The sequence below is a fragment of the Ferrovum sp. JA12 genome, assembly GCF_001431705.1.
Taxonomy (GTDB): Bacteria; Pseudomonadota; Gammaproteobacteria; order Burkholderiales; family Ferrovaceae; genus PN-J185.
The window spans coordinates 478,931-496,048 of record NZ_LJWX01000001.1; the positions used below are offsets into that span (position 1 = coordinate 478,931).

The window sequence follows — 17,118 nt, forward strand, 5'->3', positions numbered from 1 at the left end:
CACCCGTAAAACGTCATCGAATTCTTATGACTTATGAGATAATCATTAGCATGACAACGGTAAATTTAACCAATCATTTTCTTATCGCCATGCCTGCCATGCAGGATCTTAATTTTTCAGGAACCCTTACTTATATCTGTCGCCACAATGAGCAAGGCGCCTTAGGTCTTGTCATCAACAGACCTACAGACATTACCTTGGTTCAGTTATTTAATCAAATTGAAGTGCCGTTAGAACACCCTGATTCTGTAGAGGGTTTTGTCCATTTGGGCGGCCCAGTTCAAACGGATAGGGGGTTTGTACTGCATTCGCCAGTGGGTGAATGGCGCTCCAGTTTGAAAATAAACGATCAACTGGCATTAACCACATCGAAAGATATCTTAGAAGATATTGCTAAGGGTGCTGGCGCAGAGCAAGTATTTATCACTTTGGGGTATGCTGGCTGGGAGGCGGGTCAACTAGAGGAAGAAATTAAACTTAATAGCTGGTTAACTGTTGAAGCTAATTTGGAGATTATTTTTAAAGTGCCTGTGCAACAGCGATTTAACGCAGCGGTGCAATTATTAGGTTTTGATTTGTCTATGCTAAGCGGTGAGGCGGGACATGCCTAGGGGGACGCTACTGGCGTTTGATTTTGGGTTACGTTATACAGGGGTGGCGATTGGTGAAGCGACGCTCAACTCCACAAGGCCACTACAAACTATAGAAACCACTGGTTATCGTGAACGATTGAATCAGGCATTAGCCATTACAAAGAATTGGGATCCCGTACTGTTAGTGGTAGGACTTCCTTTGGATAAAGAGGGTAACGAACAGCCTTTGAGCCAGGAGTGTCGTCAATTTGCTCAACAGTTGGAACAATTAACTGGAATCAAAACCACATTAATTGATGAGCGTTATACATCCCTTGAAGCAGATTTAATCATGAAAGAGCGTGGTATGAAAGTCAAGGACAGGAACCTCATGCAGCATGCACAAGCTGCTGCAATTATTCTACAGAGCTATATGGAGTCTCTAGGTAATGAATAAAAATATTCAGTTAAATCAAGCAGGACAACTTCAACATTTGCTAACCATTGAAGGGCTACCTCCGGCGATACTCTATCAAATATTAGATACAGCAAAGTCTTATGAATATGTTGCTCACCAGGAAATTAAAAAGGTTCCTGTTTTGCAAGGCAAATCAGTGTTTAATTTATTTTTTGAGCCATCCACCAGAACAAGAACCACCTTTGAGATTGCGGCAAAACGTTTATCCGCCGACGTTATTAATTTGAATGTTAGCGCTTCTAGTCAAAGTAAGGGAGAGACATTACTTGATACAGTAGACAATTTATCTGCTATGCAGGCTGATATGTTTGTGGTGCGTCATGCTGATAGCGGTGCGGCACACTTAATTGCTAATCACGTGGCCCCTAATATCCATGTTATCAACGCAGGTGATGGTCGTCACGCGCATCCTACTCAAGCTTTGCTTGATATGTACACTATTCGTCATTACAAAGGTAATTTTAATCAGTTAAAAGTTGCCATTGTGGGCGATGTATTGCATTCGCGTGTGGCACGTTCACAAATTCATGCCCTGACTACCTTAGGTGTATCAGAAGTACGTATTATTGGCCCAAAAACACTCCTTCCCAGAAATGTCGAAAGAATGGGGGTACATGTTTTTCATGACATGGTACAGGGCTTAAAAGGAGTGGATGTGGTGATTATGTTACGTCTGCAAAATGAGCGGATGAATGGTGCACTGTTACCTAGTCGTGACGAATACTTTAAGTTTTATGGATTAACCCGAGATAAACTGATGTATGCAAAACCAGATGCTATTGTGATGCATCCTGGACCAATGAATCGTGGTGTAGAGATCGATTCTGAGGTGGCCGATGGGGCTCAATCAGTGATTTTGTCACAGGTTACTTTTGGCATTGCAGTGCGTATGGCAGTCATGTCGATCTTAGTGGGTAATACCGGTGCGGAGAAGAGTATATGAAAATCCAGATAACTAGAGGGAAAATCATCGATCCTCACAACCAAACTGTTCTTGCGGCAGACTTGTTTATTGCAGCAGGAAAAATCATATCAATTGATAAAGCACCACAGGGTTTTGTTCCTAATCGTATTATTGATGCCCACGAAAAATTTATTATTCCAGGACTAGTGGATTTATCAGCACGTTTGCGAGAACCTGGTTTTGAGTATTTGGCTACCCTCGAGAGTGAGATGCTGGCAGCTAGCGCAGGAGGTGTGACTTCTCTTGTGTGCCCTCCTGATACAGATCCCCCATTAGATGAGCCGGGCTTGGTTGAAATGCTCAAACATCGAGCTAAGGGTAAAAATCAGACCAACGTCTATCCTTTGGGGGCGTTAACCATGCAATTAAAAGGTGAGCGTCTGACGGAAATGGGTGAGCTAAAAGAAGCAGGTTGTATTGGATTTTCCCAAGCTAATCAATTGATTGCTGATAAGCAGGTACTCTTAAGAGCTATGGATTATGCGGCTACCTTTGGTTTTTCAGTATGGCTACAACCCCAGGATCCTTACTTATCTAAAGGAGGGGTAGCCCATGATGGAGAGGTGGCTAACCGTTTAGGCCTCCCGGTTATACCAAGTTGTGCAGAAAGTGTCGCAATTCACACCATCATAGAATTAATGAGAGAAACAGGAGCACGAATTCATTTATGCCGCATCTCAACAGCTAAGGCAGTAAGATTAATTAAACAAGCGAAAGAGGAAGGATTACCCATTACTGCTGATGTATCTATTAATAGCTTACACTTAACAGAACATGACATCAGTTACTTTGACTCTAACTGTCATTTAATTCCCCCACTAAGGAGTATAGAGGACAAGGAAGCACTACGACAAGGATTAAAAGAAGGCATTATTGACGTTCTCGTATCAGATCACTCACCCGTGGATGAAGATGTTAAACAACTTCCATTTCAAGCTTCAGAGGTGGGAGCAACGGGCCTGGAACTCTTACTTCCCTTAACTCTCAAATGGTGTAATGAGGAGAAAATTCCTCTTCCTCAGGCGTTGAGTCGTGTGACTTCTCGCCCAGCTGAGATTTTAGGCATTTCTGCGGGTAAGATCAGCGTAGGCGAGCAGGCCGATATATGTGTTTTTGATCCTGAAAGAGAATGGTGGGTGACCCCAGAAATACTTAAAAGTCAGGGCAAAAATACGCCATTTGTGAACCGTCCTCTATTAGGAAAAGTATCCCATACCATTATCGGTGGTTTTTTAATTTACGAAGATGCAAGAGCTTAAATACAAATGAATCCATTATTAGACTTCTCTGGGTTACCCAAATTTGACCAAATTCAACCCACGCACGTTGATGAAGCCATTAAAGAATTAATCGAACGATGCCAGCATGCGTTGGCAGAAGTGTTAGAGCAAAGTCATGCACCCACTTGGGAGAACTTTGTTTGGCCTTTAGAAAAAGCTAATGAGGAACTGTCTCGTGCATGGGGTCAGGTGGCTCATTTGAATTCTGTGGTTAACACTCCAGAATTACGTGATGCTTATAATCGTAATTTGCCTATTATCACGGAGTATTGGGCTAGGTTAGCTCAACACCAGAGACTTTATGAGGGTTTTAAATGTTTAAAGTCAAGTGAGGACTTTAATCAACTCACCTCTGTGCGACAAAAAATTGTAGAAAACGAGTTAAGAGATTTTAGATTAGGAGGGGCAGAGCTTTCAGAGGCGGAGAAATCTACCTTTTTAAAGCTAGAGAATGATCTGGCCGAAGCGGCTGCTAAGTTTGAGCAAAATTTGCTAGATACTATGAATGAATATACTTACCTTGTCACGGATGATGATCTGTTATTGGGCTTACCTGATGATGTGATTAGTACTGCACGTGATTTAGCTCAAAAAAGTCATCAGTCAGGTTATCTGTTAACTTTGCATGCTCCGTGTTATTTACCGGTCATGCAATATGCTCACTCAAGAGCACTGCGTGAAACACTGTATTATGCCTATGCAACGCGCGCGTCAGAATTTGGCAAACCTGAATGGGATAATACTCATCTTATTGCTAATATTCTAGATTGGCGTGCTCAACAGGCTGCTTTATTGGGTTTTAAACATTATGCAGAATTGTCTCTTGAGAGCAAAATGGCTAAATCAGCAGAGGAAGTCATGGATTTTCTTAAGGATCTGGCCATGAAAGCCAAACCTTATGCTTTACAGGACTGGCAAGATTTAGTGGCTTTTGCATCACAGCAATGCGCTATAGAGGAGATGATGCCCTGGGATGTAGCGTACGTGTCTGAGAAGCTGAGGATCAAGCGTTATGACTTTTCAGATCTTGAGGTAAAAAACTATTTTCCTGAGGATAAAGTTTTGGCAGGATTATTTCGGGTCATTCATAAATTGTATGGTCTGTCAGTCATCCCTGAGAGTACGCCAGTTTGGCATCAGGACGTAAGATTCTATTCACTGGTTAATCAACAACAACAAACAGTTGGGCAGTTTTATATTGATCTTTACGCGCGCACAGGAAAGCGTGGTGGAGCATGGATGGATGAAGTTATCACACGTCGTCGTCGTGGTGGTGATGATTGGACTATTCCTGTGGCCTATCTTACCTGTAACTTCTCCTCGCCAGTGGCCAACAAACCTGCAACGTTTACCCATGATGAGGTTATTACCTTATTTCATGAGTTTGGCCATGGACTTCATCATTTGTTAACAGAAATTGATGATCTATCAGTTTCCGGTATCCATGGTGTGGAATGGGATGCAGTGGAGCTCCCCAGTCAGTTTATGGAAAACTTTTGCTGGGAGTGGGATGTATTAAAAGAAATGACCGGGCATATAGAGACGGGTGAACATTTACCTAAAGCACTATTTGAGCGCATGATACAAGCAAAAAATTTCCAAAGTGGAATGCAAACTGTTCGTCAAATTGAGTTTTCATTGTTTGATATGCAAATTCACTGTGGTTTATTAGCCAACCAGTCTCCTCTGCAAGTGCTTGAGAGTATTCGTAAACAAGTGGCGGTTATCCAACCCCCTCATTGGCATCGGTTTCCCCATGGTTTTAGTCACATTTTTGCTGGAGGTTATGCCGCAGGCTATTACAGTTATAAATGGGCTGAGGTTCTCTCAGCGGATGCCTACTCTTTATTTGAGGAACACGGTGTGTTGAACGCCACCATTGGTCATCATTTTCGTGAAGAGATATTGGCTAAAGGCGGATCAAGGTCCGCCTTAGACTCTTTTGTTGCGTTTCGTGGACGAGAACCAACCATTGATGCCCTATTAAGACACCATGGTATGGCTTAAATGCGTATAGCCACCTGGAATGTCAATTCGATTAAAGTCCGTATGGAGCAAGTGGGTGAATGGATCCATAACACTGCACCTGATGTATTATGTTTACAAGAACTTAAGTGTGAAACCAGTCAGTTTCCACTGAGCTACTTTAGCGATTTGGGTTATCACGCAGCACTGGCTGGCCAAAAAACTTATAATGGTGTTGCGATATTAAGTCGTCATGAACTCTCCTCCGTTGAAGTAGGTATTCCCCGATTTGACGATCCCCAGCAGCGAGTTGTAGCCGCCAACATCAATACAGTGAGGGTTATCAGTGCTTATTGCCCAAACGGTGAGTCAGTTATCTCAGACAAATATCAATATAAGTTAAAGTGGTTTAAAGAGCTTAATGAGTACTTAAAAAAGCAATTGGTGACCCATGAAAAATTAATCATTTTAGGTGATTTTAATATTGCTCCAAGTGATATGGATGTTTATGACCCCAAGGTCTATCAAGATGAGGTATTGTGTACTGATTTGGAGCGTCAGGCTTTTCAAGAACTGCTCAGTTTAGGATTGGTGGATGGTTTTCGACATTGTCATCCGGATCTTTCTGGGTTTACTTGGTGGCATTATAGGATGAACGCTTTTAAACGTAAAATGGGGTTAAGAATTGATCATATCTTGGTGAGTCAAGCCCTCGTGCCGGCGTTATTAGCTTGTGAGGTGGACATTAATCCCAGAGGTAATGAGCGACCCTCGGATCATGCCCCACTATTTGTGGACTTATCTTCTTCTAACCCCAGTTCTTGAATTTTTCGGGTCAGTGTATTTCTTCCCCAACCTAACAAATGAGCTGCCTCAATTTTTTTCCCTGCGGTATGAATGAGAGCCTGTTCAATTAATATTCGCTCAAAGTCAGTAACAAGACGATTTAAAATTCTCTGTTCGCCTTGAGCAAGCGAGGAAGTTACCTCATGTTTTAGGGCATTTTGCCAGTTTGTTGTACCGTTAATATCTTTTTCGTTGGAGTCATTGGCAGAGATAGTTTTGATATCCTCAGGTAAATCAGCCGTGTCCACCGAGACACCGGGGGCCATGACGCTAACCCAGTGGCATAGATTTTCTAATTGTCTAACATTACCGCGCCATGGCAAATTTTTCAAGAACGCCATAGCGCTGTCTGTGAAACGCTTGGTTTCCACTTGTAGTTCGCGAGCACTCTTTTGTAAAAAATAACGTGCTAAGAGTGGAATATCATCACGTCGATCGTGCAGTGATGGAATACGAATACGAATTACGTTGAGTCGGTGATATAAATCCTCTCTAAAAAGTCCGTCATTAACTCGTTGTTCTAGGTTTTGATGGGTAGCAGCAATAATTCGTACATGACTTTGGATGGGCGCTTGCCCTCCCACGCGGTAATAATGACCATCGGATAAAACCCGGAGTAATCGCGTTTGTAGATCAGAGGGCATGTCTCCTATTTCATCTAGAAATAGAGTGCCACCTTCCGCTTGCTCAAAACGTCCCTTACGGAGTGTGTTAGCTCCGGTAAAGGCTCCTCTTTCATGACCAAAGAGCTCTGATTCTAAGAGTTCTTTGGGAATTGCAGCAGTATTGATTGCAATGAAAGGCTTATTAGCTCTTTGACTATGTCGATGTAGGGCGCGTGCCACCAATTCTTTACCGGTCCCTGACTCTCCTGTAATCAAAACTGTTGCAGTAGATTGGGATAAGCGACCGATTGCCCTAAAAACCTCTTGCATGGCAGGGGCTTGACCCAGGATTTCTGGTGTTAGGCATTCATCAATGATTGTATTTTCGAGATCAGTGCTCTCATTAATAGCTCTTCTAATTAATTCTATAGCATGATCCACATCAAAGGGTTTAGGTAAGTATTCGTAAGCTCCTCCTTGAAAAGCACTCACAGCACTTTCGAGGTCAGAGTAGGCGGTCATAATGATAACGGGTAGGTTTGGATAATGTTGTTTTAGTTTTTCTAGTAAAGTTAATCCTGAGTTACCAGGCATTCTGATATCACTCACCACTATTTGTGGTTGTTGGTCCTCTAGGGCTTCGAGAGCCTCAGGAGCAGATGAAAAGGTTTTATAAGCAATATTCTCTCGAGTTAGTGCTTTTTCAAATACCCATCGTATTGAACGATCATCATCTACTATCCATACAGGTTTCATATTAATCCTTATTGTGCCATAGTCGATTTCAGTTGTATTCCGTTTCGGTAATCGGAAGTATTAAATCAAAACAGGTAAATCCTGGCCGACTTTCAAACTCAACCATTCCATGATGTTGACTAATCAAATTCTGTGCCAACATTAAACCTAACCCCGTTCCACCCTCACGACCTGATACCAGTGGTTGAAATATACGGGGTTGAAGTGGTGGTGGAATCCCAGGACCGTTGTCGATAATTTTAACAACGATACCTAGTTTATAGCGTTTTTTAGCTAGGGTGATTTGCCGGAGTATACGGGTTTGTAAACGAATAACTCCATGATGTTGAATGGCTTGCGCAGCATTTCTGACGATATTAAGGATAGCTTGAATGAGTTGCTCCCGATCTGCGAGAAACTCAGGGATACTTGTGTCATAGTCTCGATAAATACTTAATCGCTGTGGAAACTCAGCCAGCGTAACACTACGAACTCTCTCTAAGACTTCATGAATGTTAAGTGGGACAGTTTGGTGCAGACGACTGTTAGGACTTAACATTCTATCTAAAAGAAGTTGCAATCGATCCGTTTCGTTTTTAATTACTTGGGTATATTCTTTTAATTCTGTTTGATGTAATTCTTTTTCAAGTAGTTGCGCAGCACCTTTAATACCACCTAACGGATTTCTAATTTCATGGGCCAGGTTACGTACAAGCTGCCGATTTACTTCTTGGTCTTGAATAATTTTTTCTTCTTTTTCTATACGGACCCGTTGATTAATGGGGCGAAACTCTAGAAGAATGCCAGAGCATTGATCATCAAGTGGTGTGCCGGTACAGCTTAATATATGTTTGACATGGGAAATAGAATTAAACGACCACTCATGCTCGATGAAGCCCATTTTTTTTTCTAGCGATAAACGGCAGTCTTCTAAAAGACGTTCAATATCTAGCAAAAGATGATCTAGATGGTGATTAAATAGATTCTTGCGACTAACCGCAAAAAGATCTTCAGCTGCGGTATTAATAAACATAATGGTGAGTTGTTGGTTTAGAACGATAACCGCAGTGGTTATCAAATCAAGTCCTTTAAAGTCTTCGTTTTTCATTATTAAATCAGTAAAAAAACCCGCAATCCAGTTATAGCTAAATTGCGGGTTTAGTGAGCATCAAGACTATCCCTTATTGAGCCAGGGACAATTACCTTACAGACTGTAGTACATCTGGAATTCTAGAGGGTGTGTAGTCATACGGAACAATGTTACCTCTTCCATTTTTAATGCAATATAGGCATCAATCATTTCATTTGAGAAAACACCGCCACGGGTTAAGAACTCACGATCTTTATCCAACGCTTCTAATGCTTCCTCTAAGGATGCAGCGGGTGCTGGAATCTTTGCATCTTCCTCTGGAGAGAGATGATAAAGATCTTTGTCAGAAGCCTCACCTGGGTGAATTTTGTTTTGTACACCATCTAAACCTGCCATTAACATGGCTGAAAAAGCAAAGTATGGGTTAGCAGTTGGATCAGGAAAGCGAACCTCAACACGACGTGCTTTGTCACTTTGAACAAAAGGAACACGAATTGCTGCAGAACGGTTACGCGCAGAATAAGCTAGTTTTACTGGGGCTTCAAAGCCTGGCACTAAGCGTTTGTAAGAGTTTGTGCTAGGGTTAGTCAAAGCATTGAGTGCTTTAGCGTGTTTGATAATCCCGCCGATATAATACAGAGCAAACTCAGAGAGTCCGGCATAGCCATTACCAGCGAAAAGGTTTTTCCCGTCTTTCCATACGGATTGGTGTACATGCATCCCAGAGCCATTGTCGCCAACGATGGGTTTAGGCATAAAAGTAGCTGTTTTGCCATAAGAATGAGCAACGTTATGGACTACATATTTTAAAATCTGTGTCCAATCTGCGCGTTGGACCAGTGGGGCAAATTTAGTACCAATTTCACATTGGCCGGGAGCGGCAACTTCATGATGATGGACCTCAACAGGCACACCCATATCCTCTAGGGCAAGGCACATAGCAGAGCGAATGTCTTGCAGGGAGTCAACGGGTGGAACTGGAAAATAACCTCCTTTTACAGCAGGGCGATGCCCCATATTACCGCCCTCATATTCTTTGGCGGAGGACCAAGGAGCTTCTTCAGTTTGGATTCTGACACTGCAACCTGACATGTCTACATGCCAGTTAACAGAATCAAAAATAAAAAATTCGGGTTCAGGACCAAAATAAGCCACATCACCGATACCGCTTGATTTTAAGTAAGCTTCTGCACGTTTAGCAATGGAGCGGGGGTCACGATCATAACCTTTACCATCGGATGGTTCAATGACGTCACAAGTTAAAAGTAAGGTGGTTTCATCCATGAATGGATCAATATTGGCTGTGCTGGGATCGGGCATAAGTAACATATCTGAGGCTTGGATACCTTTCCAACCAGCAATGGAAGATCCGTCAAATGCGTGACCTTCAGTAAACTTACTCTCGTCAAAAGCGCTAACGGGAACAGATACATGTTGTTCTTTACCGCGGGTATCAGTAAAACGAAAATCAACAAACTGAACTTCGTTTTCTTTAATCATTTGCATGATCTTTTGAACTGCCATTTTCATCTCCTAGTTGGTTAATCTGTGGAGCCATTAATTCAATGTGTTTATAAACAACAATTATTAACGACTCTGAATCCTAGTTTTATGTTAAGCACTTTGTATGCCAAGCAATAATATTAGCATTCTTTCACTTTTACAGGCACTTAAAATAGCCTAAGCAAACTGATTTGCACCAAGATAAAGCATTGTTTTCAATATTGCACTAAATCAGTGCTTTCGTGAATATTGATACAGACTTTTTGTTCTCAGCTTTATTTGGCGAGTACAATTAGAATAATACAAATTTAATATAAGTTAAGGAAAAACATGACAAAGTTACCTGATATTTTATTAAAAGCACAAGAACGTGCTCATGAAGCAAACCTTCCTTATGCCGGTGCGCTCTTACCTCAGGAGGCCTATGATTTGCTTCAATTGGTTCAAGGATCAAGGCTCATTGATGTGCGTACTCAAGCAGAGTTAGACTGGGTCGGTTATGTGCCTGATTCATTACATGTTGAATGGAGTTTCTATCCCGACGGTACCAATAATCCAGGTTTTATTCAACAAATTCATTCTGAGGTCGGTCATGATACGCTTTTGTTTTTCATGTGTCGTTCAGGAGCAAGATCCCATGCTGCCGCAAAACTTGCGACAGAATCTGGTTTTATTAATTCTTATAATGTATTACAAGGTTTTGAGGGAGATAAGGATCATCACGGCCATCGTAATACATCAGGTGGCTGGCGTCATGCGGGTTTACCTTGGAAACAAAGTTAATTAAATATGGATCAATACGCTGTTATGGGGCAACCTATCGCGCATAGCCGCTCCCCTTTTATTCATAGTTATTTTGCTCGTCAAACCCGTCAGTTGCTTGAATATAAGGCGATGGCCCCTGCCGTGGACCACTTTGAGCCTGATGTAATGCAATTTTTTAATTCAGGTGGAAAAGGTTTAAATGTTACTTTACCTTTTAAGGAAAGAGCCTATCTTATGGCTCAACAAGTCAGTTACAGAGTGAGTTTTGCGTGCGCAGCAAACACTTTATGGATGGAAGAGGGGCGCCTATGTGCGGATAATACAGATGGCGTTGGTTTAATCGCCGATTGTGAATATTTACAAATACCTATTACTGGGCAATCAATCCTGATATTAGGTGCAGGCGGAGCAGTAAGAGGTGTTCTTGCACCCCTCATAGAACAGGCCCCCGAAGAAATCTTTATAGCTAACAGAACGGAAGACAAAGTATTTTCTCTCATTAATCAAATCAAGATGACTCATAAAGCTACTCAGCAACTTAAGTTAGGGGGTGGGTCTTTGCATCATCCAAGACTACTGAGTTCCTTTGATGTGGTGATTAATGCTACGTCAGCGGCCATAAAAGGTGAAGACATGACATATCCCACGCAGATATTTTCTGAAAATACCTATGCCTATGATATGAGTTATGGCACCCAATTAACGCCCTTCTTAACTCAAGCAAAACAATCAAACGTAAAAAAATATCATGACGGTCTTGGCATGTTAATTGAACAGGCGGCAGAATCTTTTTATCTTTGGCGGCACTGTCGTCCTAATACGATTGAACTCAGAGAGATTCTGAGACAGGTAATTAGTGAGCGTCAGTAATAAACTCTTTATCATGGTGGAAGCCATAAAAAAAATAGCTCAATTACTGTTAGCGTTGTTTGTTTTATGGAATGGGTGGATTTTAGCTGAAATAATCTGGTGGAAGTACCATAATCCAACAGTGCCCACATCTATGATGAGACAGCGCCAAGTAGAGAAGCTTTCCCATCAACAACTTCCAGAAATAAAAGTCACCTGGGTACCCTACTATGCCATCCCTAATTCACTAAAAAGAGCGGTGATTGCAGAGGAAGATGCAAACTTTGTTATTCATCACGGATTTGATTGGCGGGGGATACAATTCGCTCTTAAAAAAGATTTACAAAGTAAAACAATAATAGCTGGCGGATCAACAATTACGCAACAACTAGCAAAAAATCTTTTTTTATCTTCCCAACGCAATTTATTTAGAAAGGCGGAAGAAGCGATGATTACTGTTATGCTTGAGAGCTTATGGAGTAAAAAGAGAATATTAGAAGTTTATTTAAATGTTATAGAGTGGGGAGATGGGGTTTATGGATGCGGATCTGCATCGCAACATTACTTTAATTTACCCATAAGAGCCATTAATATCAGTCAGGCAGCTCAACTTGCCTCAATGATTCCTAGGCCAAGATATTATGACAAACATGGTGCTACAAAGAGACTAATCAACAAAACAAACACTATTCAAATGAGAATGGAGCAGATACAAATTCCTAAATAAATACTTCTAGGTAGCAGATTGATACCTAGAAGTTTCAACCCTACCAATTTAAAACATTGGTTTAATTAATGGTGCTGTGATAATTGGTGCGGGTGCAGGTGCTGCTACTACTACTACGGGTTTGACAGGAGCCTCTTTTTTAGCAGCTACTGGTTTCTTAGCAGCTACGGGTTTTTTAGCAACAACTTTCTTAGCAGCTACTGGTTTTTTGGCGGCTACTGGTTTTTTAGCAGCTACGGGTTTTTTAGCAGCTACGGGTTTTTTAGCAACAACTTTCTTAGCGGCTACGGGTTTTTTAGCAACAACTTTCTTAGCGGCTACGGGTTTTTTAGCAACAACTTTCTTAGCGGCTACGGGTTTCTTAGCAGCTACGGGTTTCTTAGCAGCGACTTTCTTAGCGGCTACTGGTTTCTTAGCAGCTACTTTCTTAGCAGCAACTTTTTTAGCGGCTACGGGTTTCTTAGCAGCAACTTTTTTAGCGGCTACGGGTTTCTTAGCAGCGACTTTCTTAGCAGCTACGGATTTCTTAGCAGCGACTTTTTTAGCGGCTACAGGTTTCTTAGCAGCGACTTTCTTAGCAGCTACAGGTTTCTTAGCAGCGACTTTCTTAGACGCTGGTTTTTTAGCAGCATCTTTTTTGGCTTCGGATTTCTTGGTAGACGACTTTTTCTTTTCAGTTGCCATACTAACTACTCCTTTTCGTGTTGATCAAATTATATGAGTCGTGCAAGGGACTACAACTGAATCAACTTAAAATAAAAGTTAACTCTTGTTAAGAGATATAAATAATCTCCTAGTATCTAGAATTTTAACTTTTGAACGAAACAAAACAATATAAAACCACAAAAGATTTGAAGTTATTTTGAATTGATGAATGATTGGATGTAGCGATTCGATACTAAATGTACATGATTTAAGAATTATATGATTTTTGATAAAGGAGGCAGATTGAAAAAGTCTGTCAGCTCACGTTGGGTTAGCTCTTCATGACTTTCTCGTCGGCTAATCAGATAATGCTGGTCTTGAAAAACCAGTACTTCCGGGGCACGAGGTCGGGCGTTATAATTTGAACCCATTGAGGATCCATATGCTCCAGCAGATAAAATAGCCAGTAAATCTTTTGGTTGTGCTTCCAGCGATCTATTTGAAGCCAAGATATCTCCTGTTTCGCAGACGGGTCCTACGACATCAAAAAATTGATTTGATTCGATGGCGGGCTTCTTGACTTCAACTACCTCGTGCCAGGCATCATAAAGAGAAGGTCTGACTAGATCATTCATCGCCGCATCTACAATCGCAAAGTTGTGGTCGGGTGATTGTTTTAAATACTCTACTCTGGTTAGTAATAAGCCGCTGTTACCAATAATCCTGCGTCCTGGTTCAAATATTAATTGACCATTAAAATTATTTAAACGGCTCAGTAAGGCTTGTGCGTAGTCATTAAGAGAAATAATAGTTTCGTTTTTGTAGGTTATACCTAGCCCTCCTCCTAAATCTAGGTGAGAGATAGCGATGCCATGATCATTAAGTTTAAGTATTAATTCAAGTATGCGTTCTAATGCTTCAATAAAGGGTTCTAGTTCTGTAATTTGAGAGCCAATATGGCAGTCAATGCCCTTTATTTGGACATGCGAGAGCAGATGGGCCTTACGATATAGTTCAATGGCCGTATCAAAAGGAACGCCGAATTTACTGTTTTTGAGCCCTGTAGAGATATAGGGATGGGTCATTGGATCCACATCAGGATTAACGCGAAAAGAAATACTGGCTTTCTTACCTAAATTTAAAGCACACTCGTTAATACGATAGAGTTCTTGCTCTGACTCTATGTTAAAACAAAATATATTGGTTTTAAGAGCGTAGTTGATTTCTTCTATACTTTTTCCGACACCTGAAAAAACAATCTTTTGCGGATCTCCTCCAGCTTGTAATACTCGCTGTAGTTCACCCATTGAAACAATATCAAAACCTGCACCAAGGTTAGCGAGCTCTCTTAACAGGCTTAAATTGCCATTGGCTTTTACGGCGTAGCAAATCAAGGTATCGCGGGTTTTAAAGGCATCTTTGAAATCATTGTAGGCCTTTACTAAAGCACTATATGAGTAAACATAAAGCGGTGTACCGTAGAGCTCGGCGAGTTTAGTGAGGGATACTTCGTCAAGATGGAGTTGGTTGTCATGGTATGACAGTTCGGGAAAAGGAGTAAGATTGGCCATTATTAAAGTTAAATCCTAGTTATTCTTAGTGCGATATAAGTTGGCTCGGTTTGATGTCAACGCTAGCTTTAGGGGGTTCTTTGGGGGTGGATTTTGGTGGCAAATACAAAGGGCCTCTTAACCCGCAACCGTTTAAGGAAAGAGTGAGCCACATAGAAAAGAAAAAAAGTTTAGTCAAATTTGGGGATTTCATGGGAAACAAGTCTATCACATTGTTAAAAAACAGTATTTTTTCGTTTTTATTAGAAAATAATATCATTTATATTTATTAACACTCTGAAGAAGCCTTATTTTATTAGATCTAAAGAGTTGTTGTTGTTTTTACAACACCCTATTAAATACTGCTTGACGGGTTCAAAAAACCCTTTGTTTCATTAAAAAACACTGTTTTTCAAGGGTTTTTTGGTTGTGTAGTAGCGAAACGATACGAAAAAATATGTTTTTTTAATTTTGACACAGTAGTTTTGACTCGATATTATTTTAGAATGTTAAAAAATCCTATTGTACTGTTAGATATTGTTAATCGCTTGGCAAATGTCATGCGCAGTGAGTATCGCCGCGTTGGAGGCGAAGAAGGATTGCAACCCGTACATATTCAAGCGCTTCTTTTTTTACAACAGGTTAACAGATTCAGTAATACGCCCCAAGCGCTAGCCGAATATTTAAACGTGACCAAAGGTACCATATCACAAAGTCTACTGCTATTAGATCGACATGGTTTGATTGAAAGGTATCAAGATGATGTTGATAAAAGAGTCGTACGGTTGAGGTTAAGTGCTTTAGGGGAAGCGTTTTTAGAAGAGTCTAATCCTGCAAGTTTGTGGCAAAGTGGCGCCCGTGAAATTAGTGCACATCGGATCAGATACTGCGTGACAGTTTTACGCGCTATTTTATTTGAAATTCAAAGTTTAAACGGTGGAACACCTTTTGGAGTGTGCAACAACTGCATTTATTACCAACGCAAAAGCCAGAGGATTCATCATTGCGCTTGGTTTGGTGAGAGACTGACGGGGCCTGAAACGCGTAAAATATGCCGTGAGCAAGCCCCTAAAAGTAGCTCATTAAGTGCTTGATAGCCGTTTTTGGCTAATCAAAAGACGTTTTTTTATCCTTGTGAGAGTTTGATTTAAAGCTTTTTTTACTTGTTTTGGTGCTGTTCCTCCAGGAAGGTCGCGACTATTAACAGAACCTGATAAGGTTAATACCTGATACACATCCTTTTCAATGTGTGTTGAGAAGTTTTTTAATTCAGTTAGACTTAAAGCGTCTAGATCCACTTCTTTTTTTTCTGCGTGGAGAACGGCCTTGGCAACAATTTCATGAGCATCCCTGAATGGAACCCCTTTTTTAACCAAATAATCTGCAAGATCCGTAGCGGTTGCATAGCCTTCCCGTGCAGCCTGTCTCATGGAGTCAGTATAGACTTTAATATCACCGAGCATATCTCTGAACACTTGAAGAGTTTGAGCAACAGTCTCTACTGTATCAAATAAAGGTTCTTTATCCTCTTGGTTATCTTTATTGTAAGCCAGTGGCTGGCTTTTCATTAAAGTTAATAATCCCATCAGATGACCAATCACTCTGCCAGACTTACCCCGGGCAAGTTCAGGTACGTCAGGGTTCTTTTTTTGGGGCATGATAGAAGAGCCCGTACAAAAAGCATCTCCAATTTCGATAAAACCAAAACGCGGGCTCATCCAAAGAATAAGCTCTTCAGATAAGCGCGATAGGTGAATCATAAGCAGTGATGAACAGGAACAAAACTCAATAGCAAAGTCTCGATCCGAAACCGAGTCCAGAGAGTTCCTAGTGATGTCATCAAAGCCCAATAATTCCATGACCCGGTATCGATTTAGAGGATAGCTGGTGCCTGCTAAAGCGGCAGATCCTAGAGGTAGACGATTAAGGCGCTTACGGCAGTCTTCTAAACGCTCTAGATCACGTTCGAACATTTCACAATAGGCATGCAAATGATGACCAAGGGTGATCGGTTGCGCAACTTGTAAATGGGTAAATCCAGGCATGATCGTGTCATAATGCTGTTGAGCAAGTAAAACGCAAGCACTAATAAGCTCAATTAAATGCAGTTGAATAGTGTCCAATTGATAGCGTAGATATAGTTTAATATCAGTAGCCACTTGGTCGTTTCTTGATCTGCCAGTATGTAAGCGCTTACCTGCATCACCAATTAAGTCAGTTAATCTCCTTTCAATATTAAGATGAACATCCTCACTGTCTAGTGACCACTGGAACTCCTCTCTCTCAATTTCCTTTTTAATAGTTGTCATTCCAGATTGAATAGCTTTTAGGTCCTGCTGACTTAATATGCCGATCTCCGATAACATTTGAGCGTGGGCAAGGGAACCTTGAATATCAAATAGCGCTAGTTTTTTATCAAAAAATACAGAGGCCGTATAGGTTTTAACTAATTCTGTGGTGGGGACGCTAAAACGTCCAGACCAAGTTTTAGCTTGAGACAAAGTTATTTTCTTGTGCATACAAATCATATTCCGTATAAATTGA

At 41.1% G+C, this 17,118-nt stretch carries 17 protein-coding genes; 10 read left to right on the forward strand and 7 right to left on the reverse strand.

Annotated features, from left to right (window positions below; all coding sequences use genetic code 11):
- Positions 1-50 precede the first annotated feature (50 nt).
- From FERRO_RS02555 to xth, 6 genes are read left to right on the forward strand one after another with little or no spacing between them, the layout of a single operon-like run.
- Entirely contained in the window at positions 51-611 is a 561-nt protein-coding gene (locus tag FERRO_RS02555; protein ID WP_056929294.1) for a YqgE/AlgH family protein, read from the forward strand.
- A complete protein-coding gene (ruvX, locus tag FERRO_RS02560; protein WP_056929295.1) occupies positions 604-1,029 on the forward strand; it encodes a Holliday junction resolvase RuvX in 426 nt (141 codons plus the stop codon). Before FERRO_RS02555 ends, ruvX begins: the two co-directional genes overlap by 8 nt.
- The gene (locus tag FERRO_RS02565) at positions 1,022-1,993 is read left to right on the forward strand and encodes an aspartate carbamoyltransferase catalytic subunit (protein ID WP_056929296.1); all 972 of its coding nucleotides are present in this window, start codon (positions 1,022-1,024) and stop codon (positions 1,991-1,993) included. The genes ruvX and FERRO_RS02565 overlap by 8 nt, the downstream gene beginning before the upstream one ends.
- Positions 1,990-3,273 (forward strand): dihydroorotase, encoded by a 1,284-nt coding sequence (locus FERRO_RS02570; protein WP_056929297.1) that lies wholly within the window; start codon positions 1,990-1,992, stop codon positions 3,271-3,273. The genes FERRO_RS02565 and FERRO_RS02570 overlap by 4 nt, the downstream gene beginning before the upstream one ends.
- 6 nt (positions 3,274-3,279) lie before the next feature.
- A complete protein-coding gene (locus FERRO_RS02575) occupies positions 3,280-5,301 on the forward strand; it encodes a M3 family metallopeptidase (protein ID WP_056929298.1) in 2,022 nt (673 codons plus the stop codon).
- A complete protein-coding gene (gene xth / locus FERRO_RS02580; protein WP_056929299.1) occupies positions 5,302-6,084 on the forward strand; it encodes an exodeoxyribonuclease III in 783 nt (260 codons plus the stop codon).
- Here xth and ntrC read toward each other — a convergent pair.
- The 3 genes from ntrC to glnA form a co-directional block, all read right to left on the reverse strand.
- Positions 6,036-7,466, reverse strand: coding sequence for a nitrogen regulation protein NR(I) (gene ntrC, locus FERRO_RS02585; protein ID WP_056929300.1), 1,431 nt, complete (start codon positions 7,464-7,466; stop codon positions 6,036-6,038). The genes xth and ntrC overlap by 49 nt on opposite strands.
- A 28-nt stretch (positions 7,467-7,494) precedes the next feature.
- On the reverse strand, positions 7,495-8,553 hold the full coding sequence (glnL, locus tag FERRO_RS02590) for a nitrogen regulation protein NR(II) (protein WP_056929301.1): 1,059 nt from the start codon (positions 8,551-8,553) through the stop codon (positions 7,495-7,497).
- A gap of 96 nt (positions 8,554-8,649) precedes the next feature.
- Complete coding sequence (gene glnA, locus FERRO_RS02595; protein ID WP_056929302.1) at positions 8,650-10,059, reverse strand: type I glutamate--ammonia ligase; 1,410 nt, start codon at positions 10,057-10,059, stop codon at positions 8,650-8,652.
- Positions 10,060-10,368: 309 nt separating this feature from the next.
- Here glnA and FERRO_RS02600 point away from each other — a divergent pair, with 309 nt between their 5' ends.
- From FERRO_RS02600 to mtgA, 3 genes are read left to right on the forward strand one after another with little or no spacing between them, the layout of a single operon-like run.
- Positions 10,369-10,821 (forward strand): rhodanese-like domain-containing protein, encoded by a 453-nt coding sequence (locus FERRO_RS02600; RefSeq protein WP_056929303.1) that lies wholly within the window; start codon positions 10,369-10,371, stop codon positions 10,819-10,821.
- Between the two features lie 6 nt (positions 10,822-10,827).
- Entirely contained in the window at positions 10,828-11,673 is an 846-nt protein-coding gene (aroE, locus tag FERRO_RS02605; RefSeq protein WP_056929304.1) for a shikimate dehydrogenase, read from the forward strand.
- On the forward strand, positions 11,660-12,379 hold the full coding sequence (mtgA, locus tag FERRO_RS02610; protein WP_204374722.1) for a monofunctional biosynthetic peptidoglycan transglycosylase: 720 nt from the start codon (positions 11,660-11,662) through the stop codon (positions 12,377-12,379). Before aroE ends, mtgA begins: the two co-directional genes overlap by 14 nt.
- A 48-nt stretch (positions 12,380-12,427) precedes the next feature.
- Here the strand turns inward: mtgA and FERRO_RS02615 are convergent, their stop codons facing one another.
- From FERRO_RS02615 to lptM, 3 genes are all read right to left on the reverse strand, one after another.
- Positions 12,428-13,063: a histone H1-like repetitive region-containing protein gene (locus FERRO_RS02615; protein ID WP_056929306.1), complete on the reverse strand. Its 636-nt coding sequence runs from the start codon at positions 13,061-13,063 to the stop codon at positions 12,428-12,430.
- 236 nt (positions 13,064-13,299) lie between these two features.
- Positions 13,300-14,595 (reverse strand): diaminopimelate decarboxylase, encoded by a 1,296-nt coding sequence (gene lysA, locus FERRO_RS02620; RefSeq protein WP_056929307.1) that lies wholly within the window; start codon positions 14,593-14,595, stop codon positions 13,300-13,302.
- Between the two features lie 25 nt (positions 14,596-14,620).
- A complete protein-coding gene (lptM, locus tag FERRO_RS10620; protein ID WP_152975688.1) occupies positions 14,621-14,854 on the reverse strand; it encodes an LPS translocon maturation chaperone LptM in 234 nt (77 codons plus the stop codon).
- 226 nt (positions 14,855-15,080) lie between these two features.
- Between lptM and FERRO_RS02630 the strand changes: the two genes are divergently transcribed.
- Positions 15,081-15,668, forward strand: coding sequence for a MarR family winged helix-turn-helix transcriptional regulator (locus FERRO_RS02630; RefSeq protein ID WP_056929309.1), 588 nt, complete (start codon positions 15,081-15,083; stop codon positions 15,666-15,668).
- On the opposite strand, the gene argH is transcribed toward FERRO_RS02630, so the two are convergent.
- On the reverse strand, positions 15,657-17,093 hold the full coding sequence (argH, locus tag FERRO_RS02635) for an argininosuccinate lyase (protein WP_056929778.1): 1,437 nt from the start codon (positions 17,091-17,093) through the stop codon (positions 15,657-15,659). The genes FERRO_RS02630 and argH overlap by 12 nt on opposite strands.
- Between the last annotated feature and the right edge of the window lie 25 nt (positions 17,094-17,118).

What these genes read in the sequence shown, in the direction of transcription:
- FERRO_RS02555 (WP_056929294.1), top strand. Translation starts at nt 51, where the DNA reads ATGACAACGGTAAATTTAACCAATCATTTTCTTATCGCCATGCCTGCC.
- ruvX (WP_056929295.1), top strand. Translation starts at nt 604, where the DNA reads ATGCCTAGGGGGACGCTACTGGCGTTTGATTTTGGGTTACGTTATACA.
- FERRO_RS02565 (WP_056929296.1), top strand. Translation starts at nt 1,022, where the DNA reads ATGAATAAAAATATTCAGTTAAATCAAGCAGGACAACTTCAACATTTG.
- FERRO_RS02570 (WP_056929297.1), top strand. Translation starts at nt 1,990, where the DNA reads ATGAAAATCCAGATAACTAGAGGGAAAATCATCGATCCTCACAACCAA.
- FERRO_RS02575 (WP_056929298.1), top strand. Translation starts at nt 3,280, where the DNA reads ATGAATCCATTATTAGACTTCTCTGGGTTACCCAAATTTGACCAAATT.
- xth (WP_056929299.1), top strand. Translation starts at nt 5,302, where the DNA reads ATGCGTATAGCCACCTGGAATGTCAATTCGATTAAAGTCCGTATGGAG.
- ntrC (WP_056929300.1), bottom strand. Translation starts at nt 7,466, where the DNA reads ATGAAACCTGTATGGATAGTAGATGATGATCGTTCAATACGATGGGTA.
- glnL (WP_056929301.1), bottom strand. Translation starts at nt 8,553, where the DNA reads ATGAAAAACGAAGACTTTAAAGGACTTGATTTGATAACCACTGCGGTT.
- glnA (WP_056929302.1), bottom strand. Translation starts at nt 10,059, where the DNA reads ATGGCAGTTCAAAAGATCATGCAAATGATTAAAGAAAACGAAGTTCAG.
- FERRO_RS02600 (WP_056929303.1), top strand. Translation starts at nt 10,369, where the DNA reads ATGACAAAGTTACCTGATATTTTATTAAAAGCACAAGAACGTGCTCAT.
- aroE (WP_056929304.1), top strand. Translation starts at nt 10,828, where the DNA reads ATGGATCAATACGCTGTTATGGGGCAACCTATCGCGCATAGCCGCTCC.
- FERRO_RS02615 (WP_056929306.1), bottom strand. Translation starts at nt 13,063, where the DNA reads ATGGCAACTGAAAAGAAAAAGTCGTCTACCAAGAAATCCGAAGCCAAA.
- lysA (WP_056929307.1), bottom strand. Translation starts at nt 14,595, where the DNA reads ATGGCCAATCTTACTCCTTTTCCCGAACTGTCATACCATGACAACCAA.
- lptM (WP_152975688.1), bottom strand. Translation starts at nt 14,854, where the DNA reads ATGATATTATTTTCTAATAAAAACGAAAAAATACTGTTTTTTAACAAT.
- FERRO_RS02630 (WP_056929309.1), top strand. Translation starts at nt 15,081, where the DNA reads ATGTTAAAAAATCCTATTGTACTGTTAGATATTGTTAATCGCTTGGCA.
- argH (WP_056929778.1), bottom strand. Translation starts at nt 17,093, where the DNA reads ATGCACAAGAAAATAACTTTGTCTCAAGCTAAAACTTGGTCTGGACGT.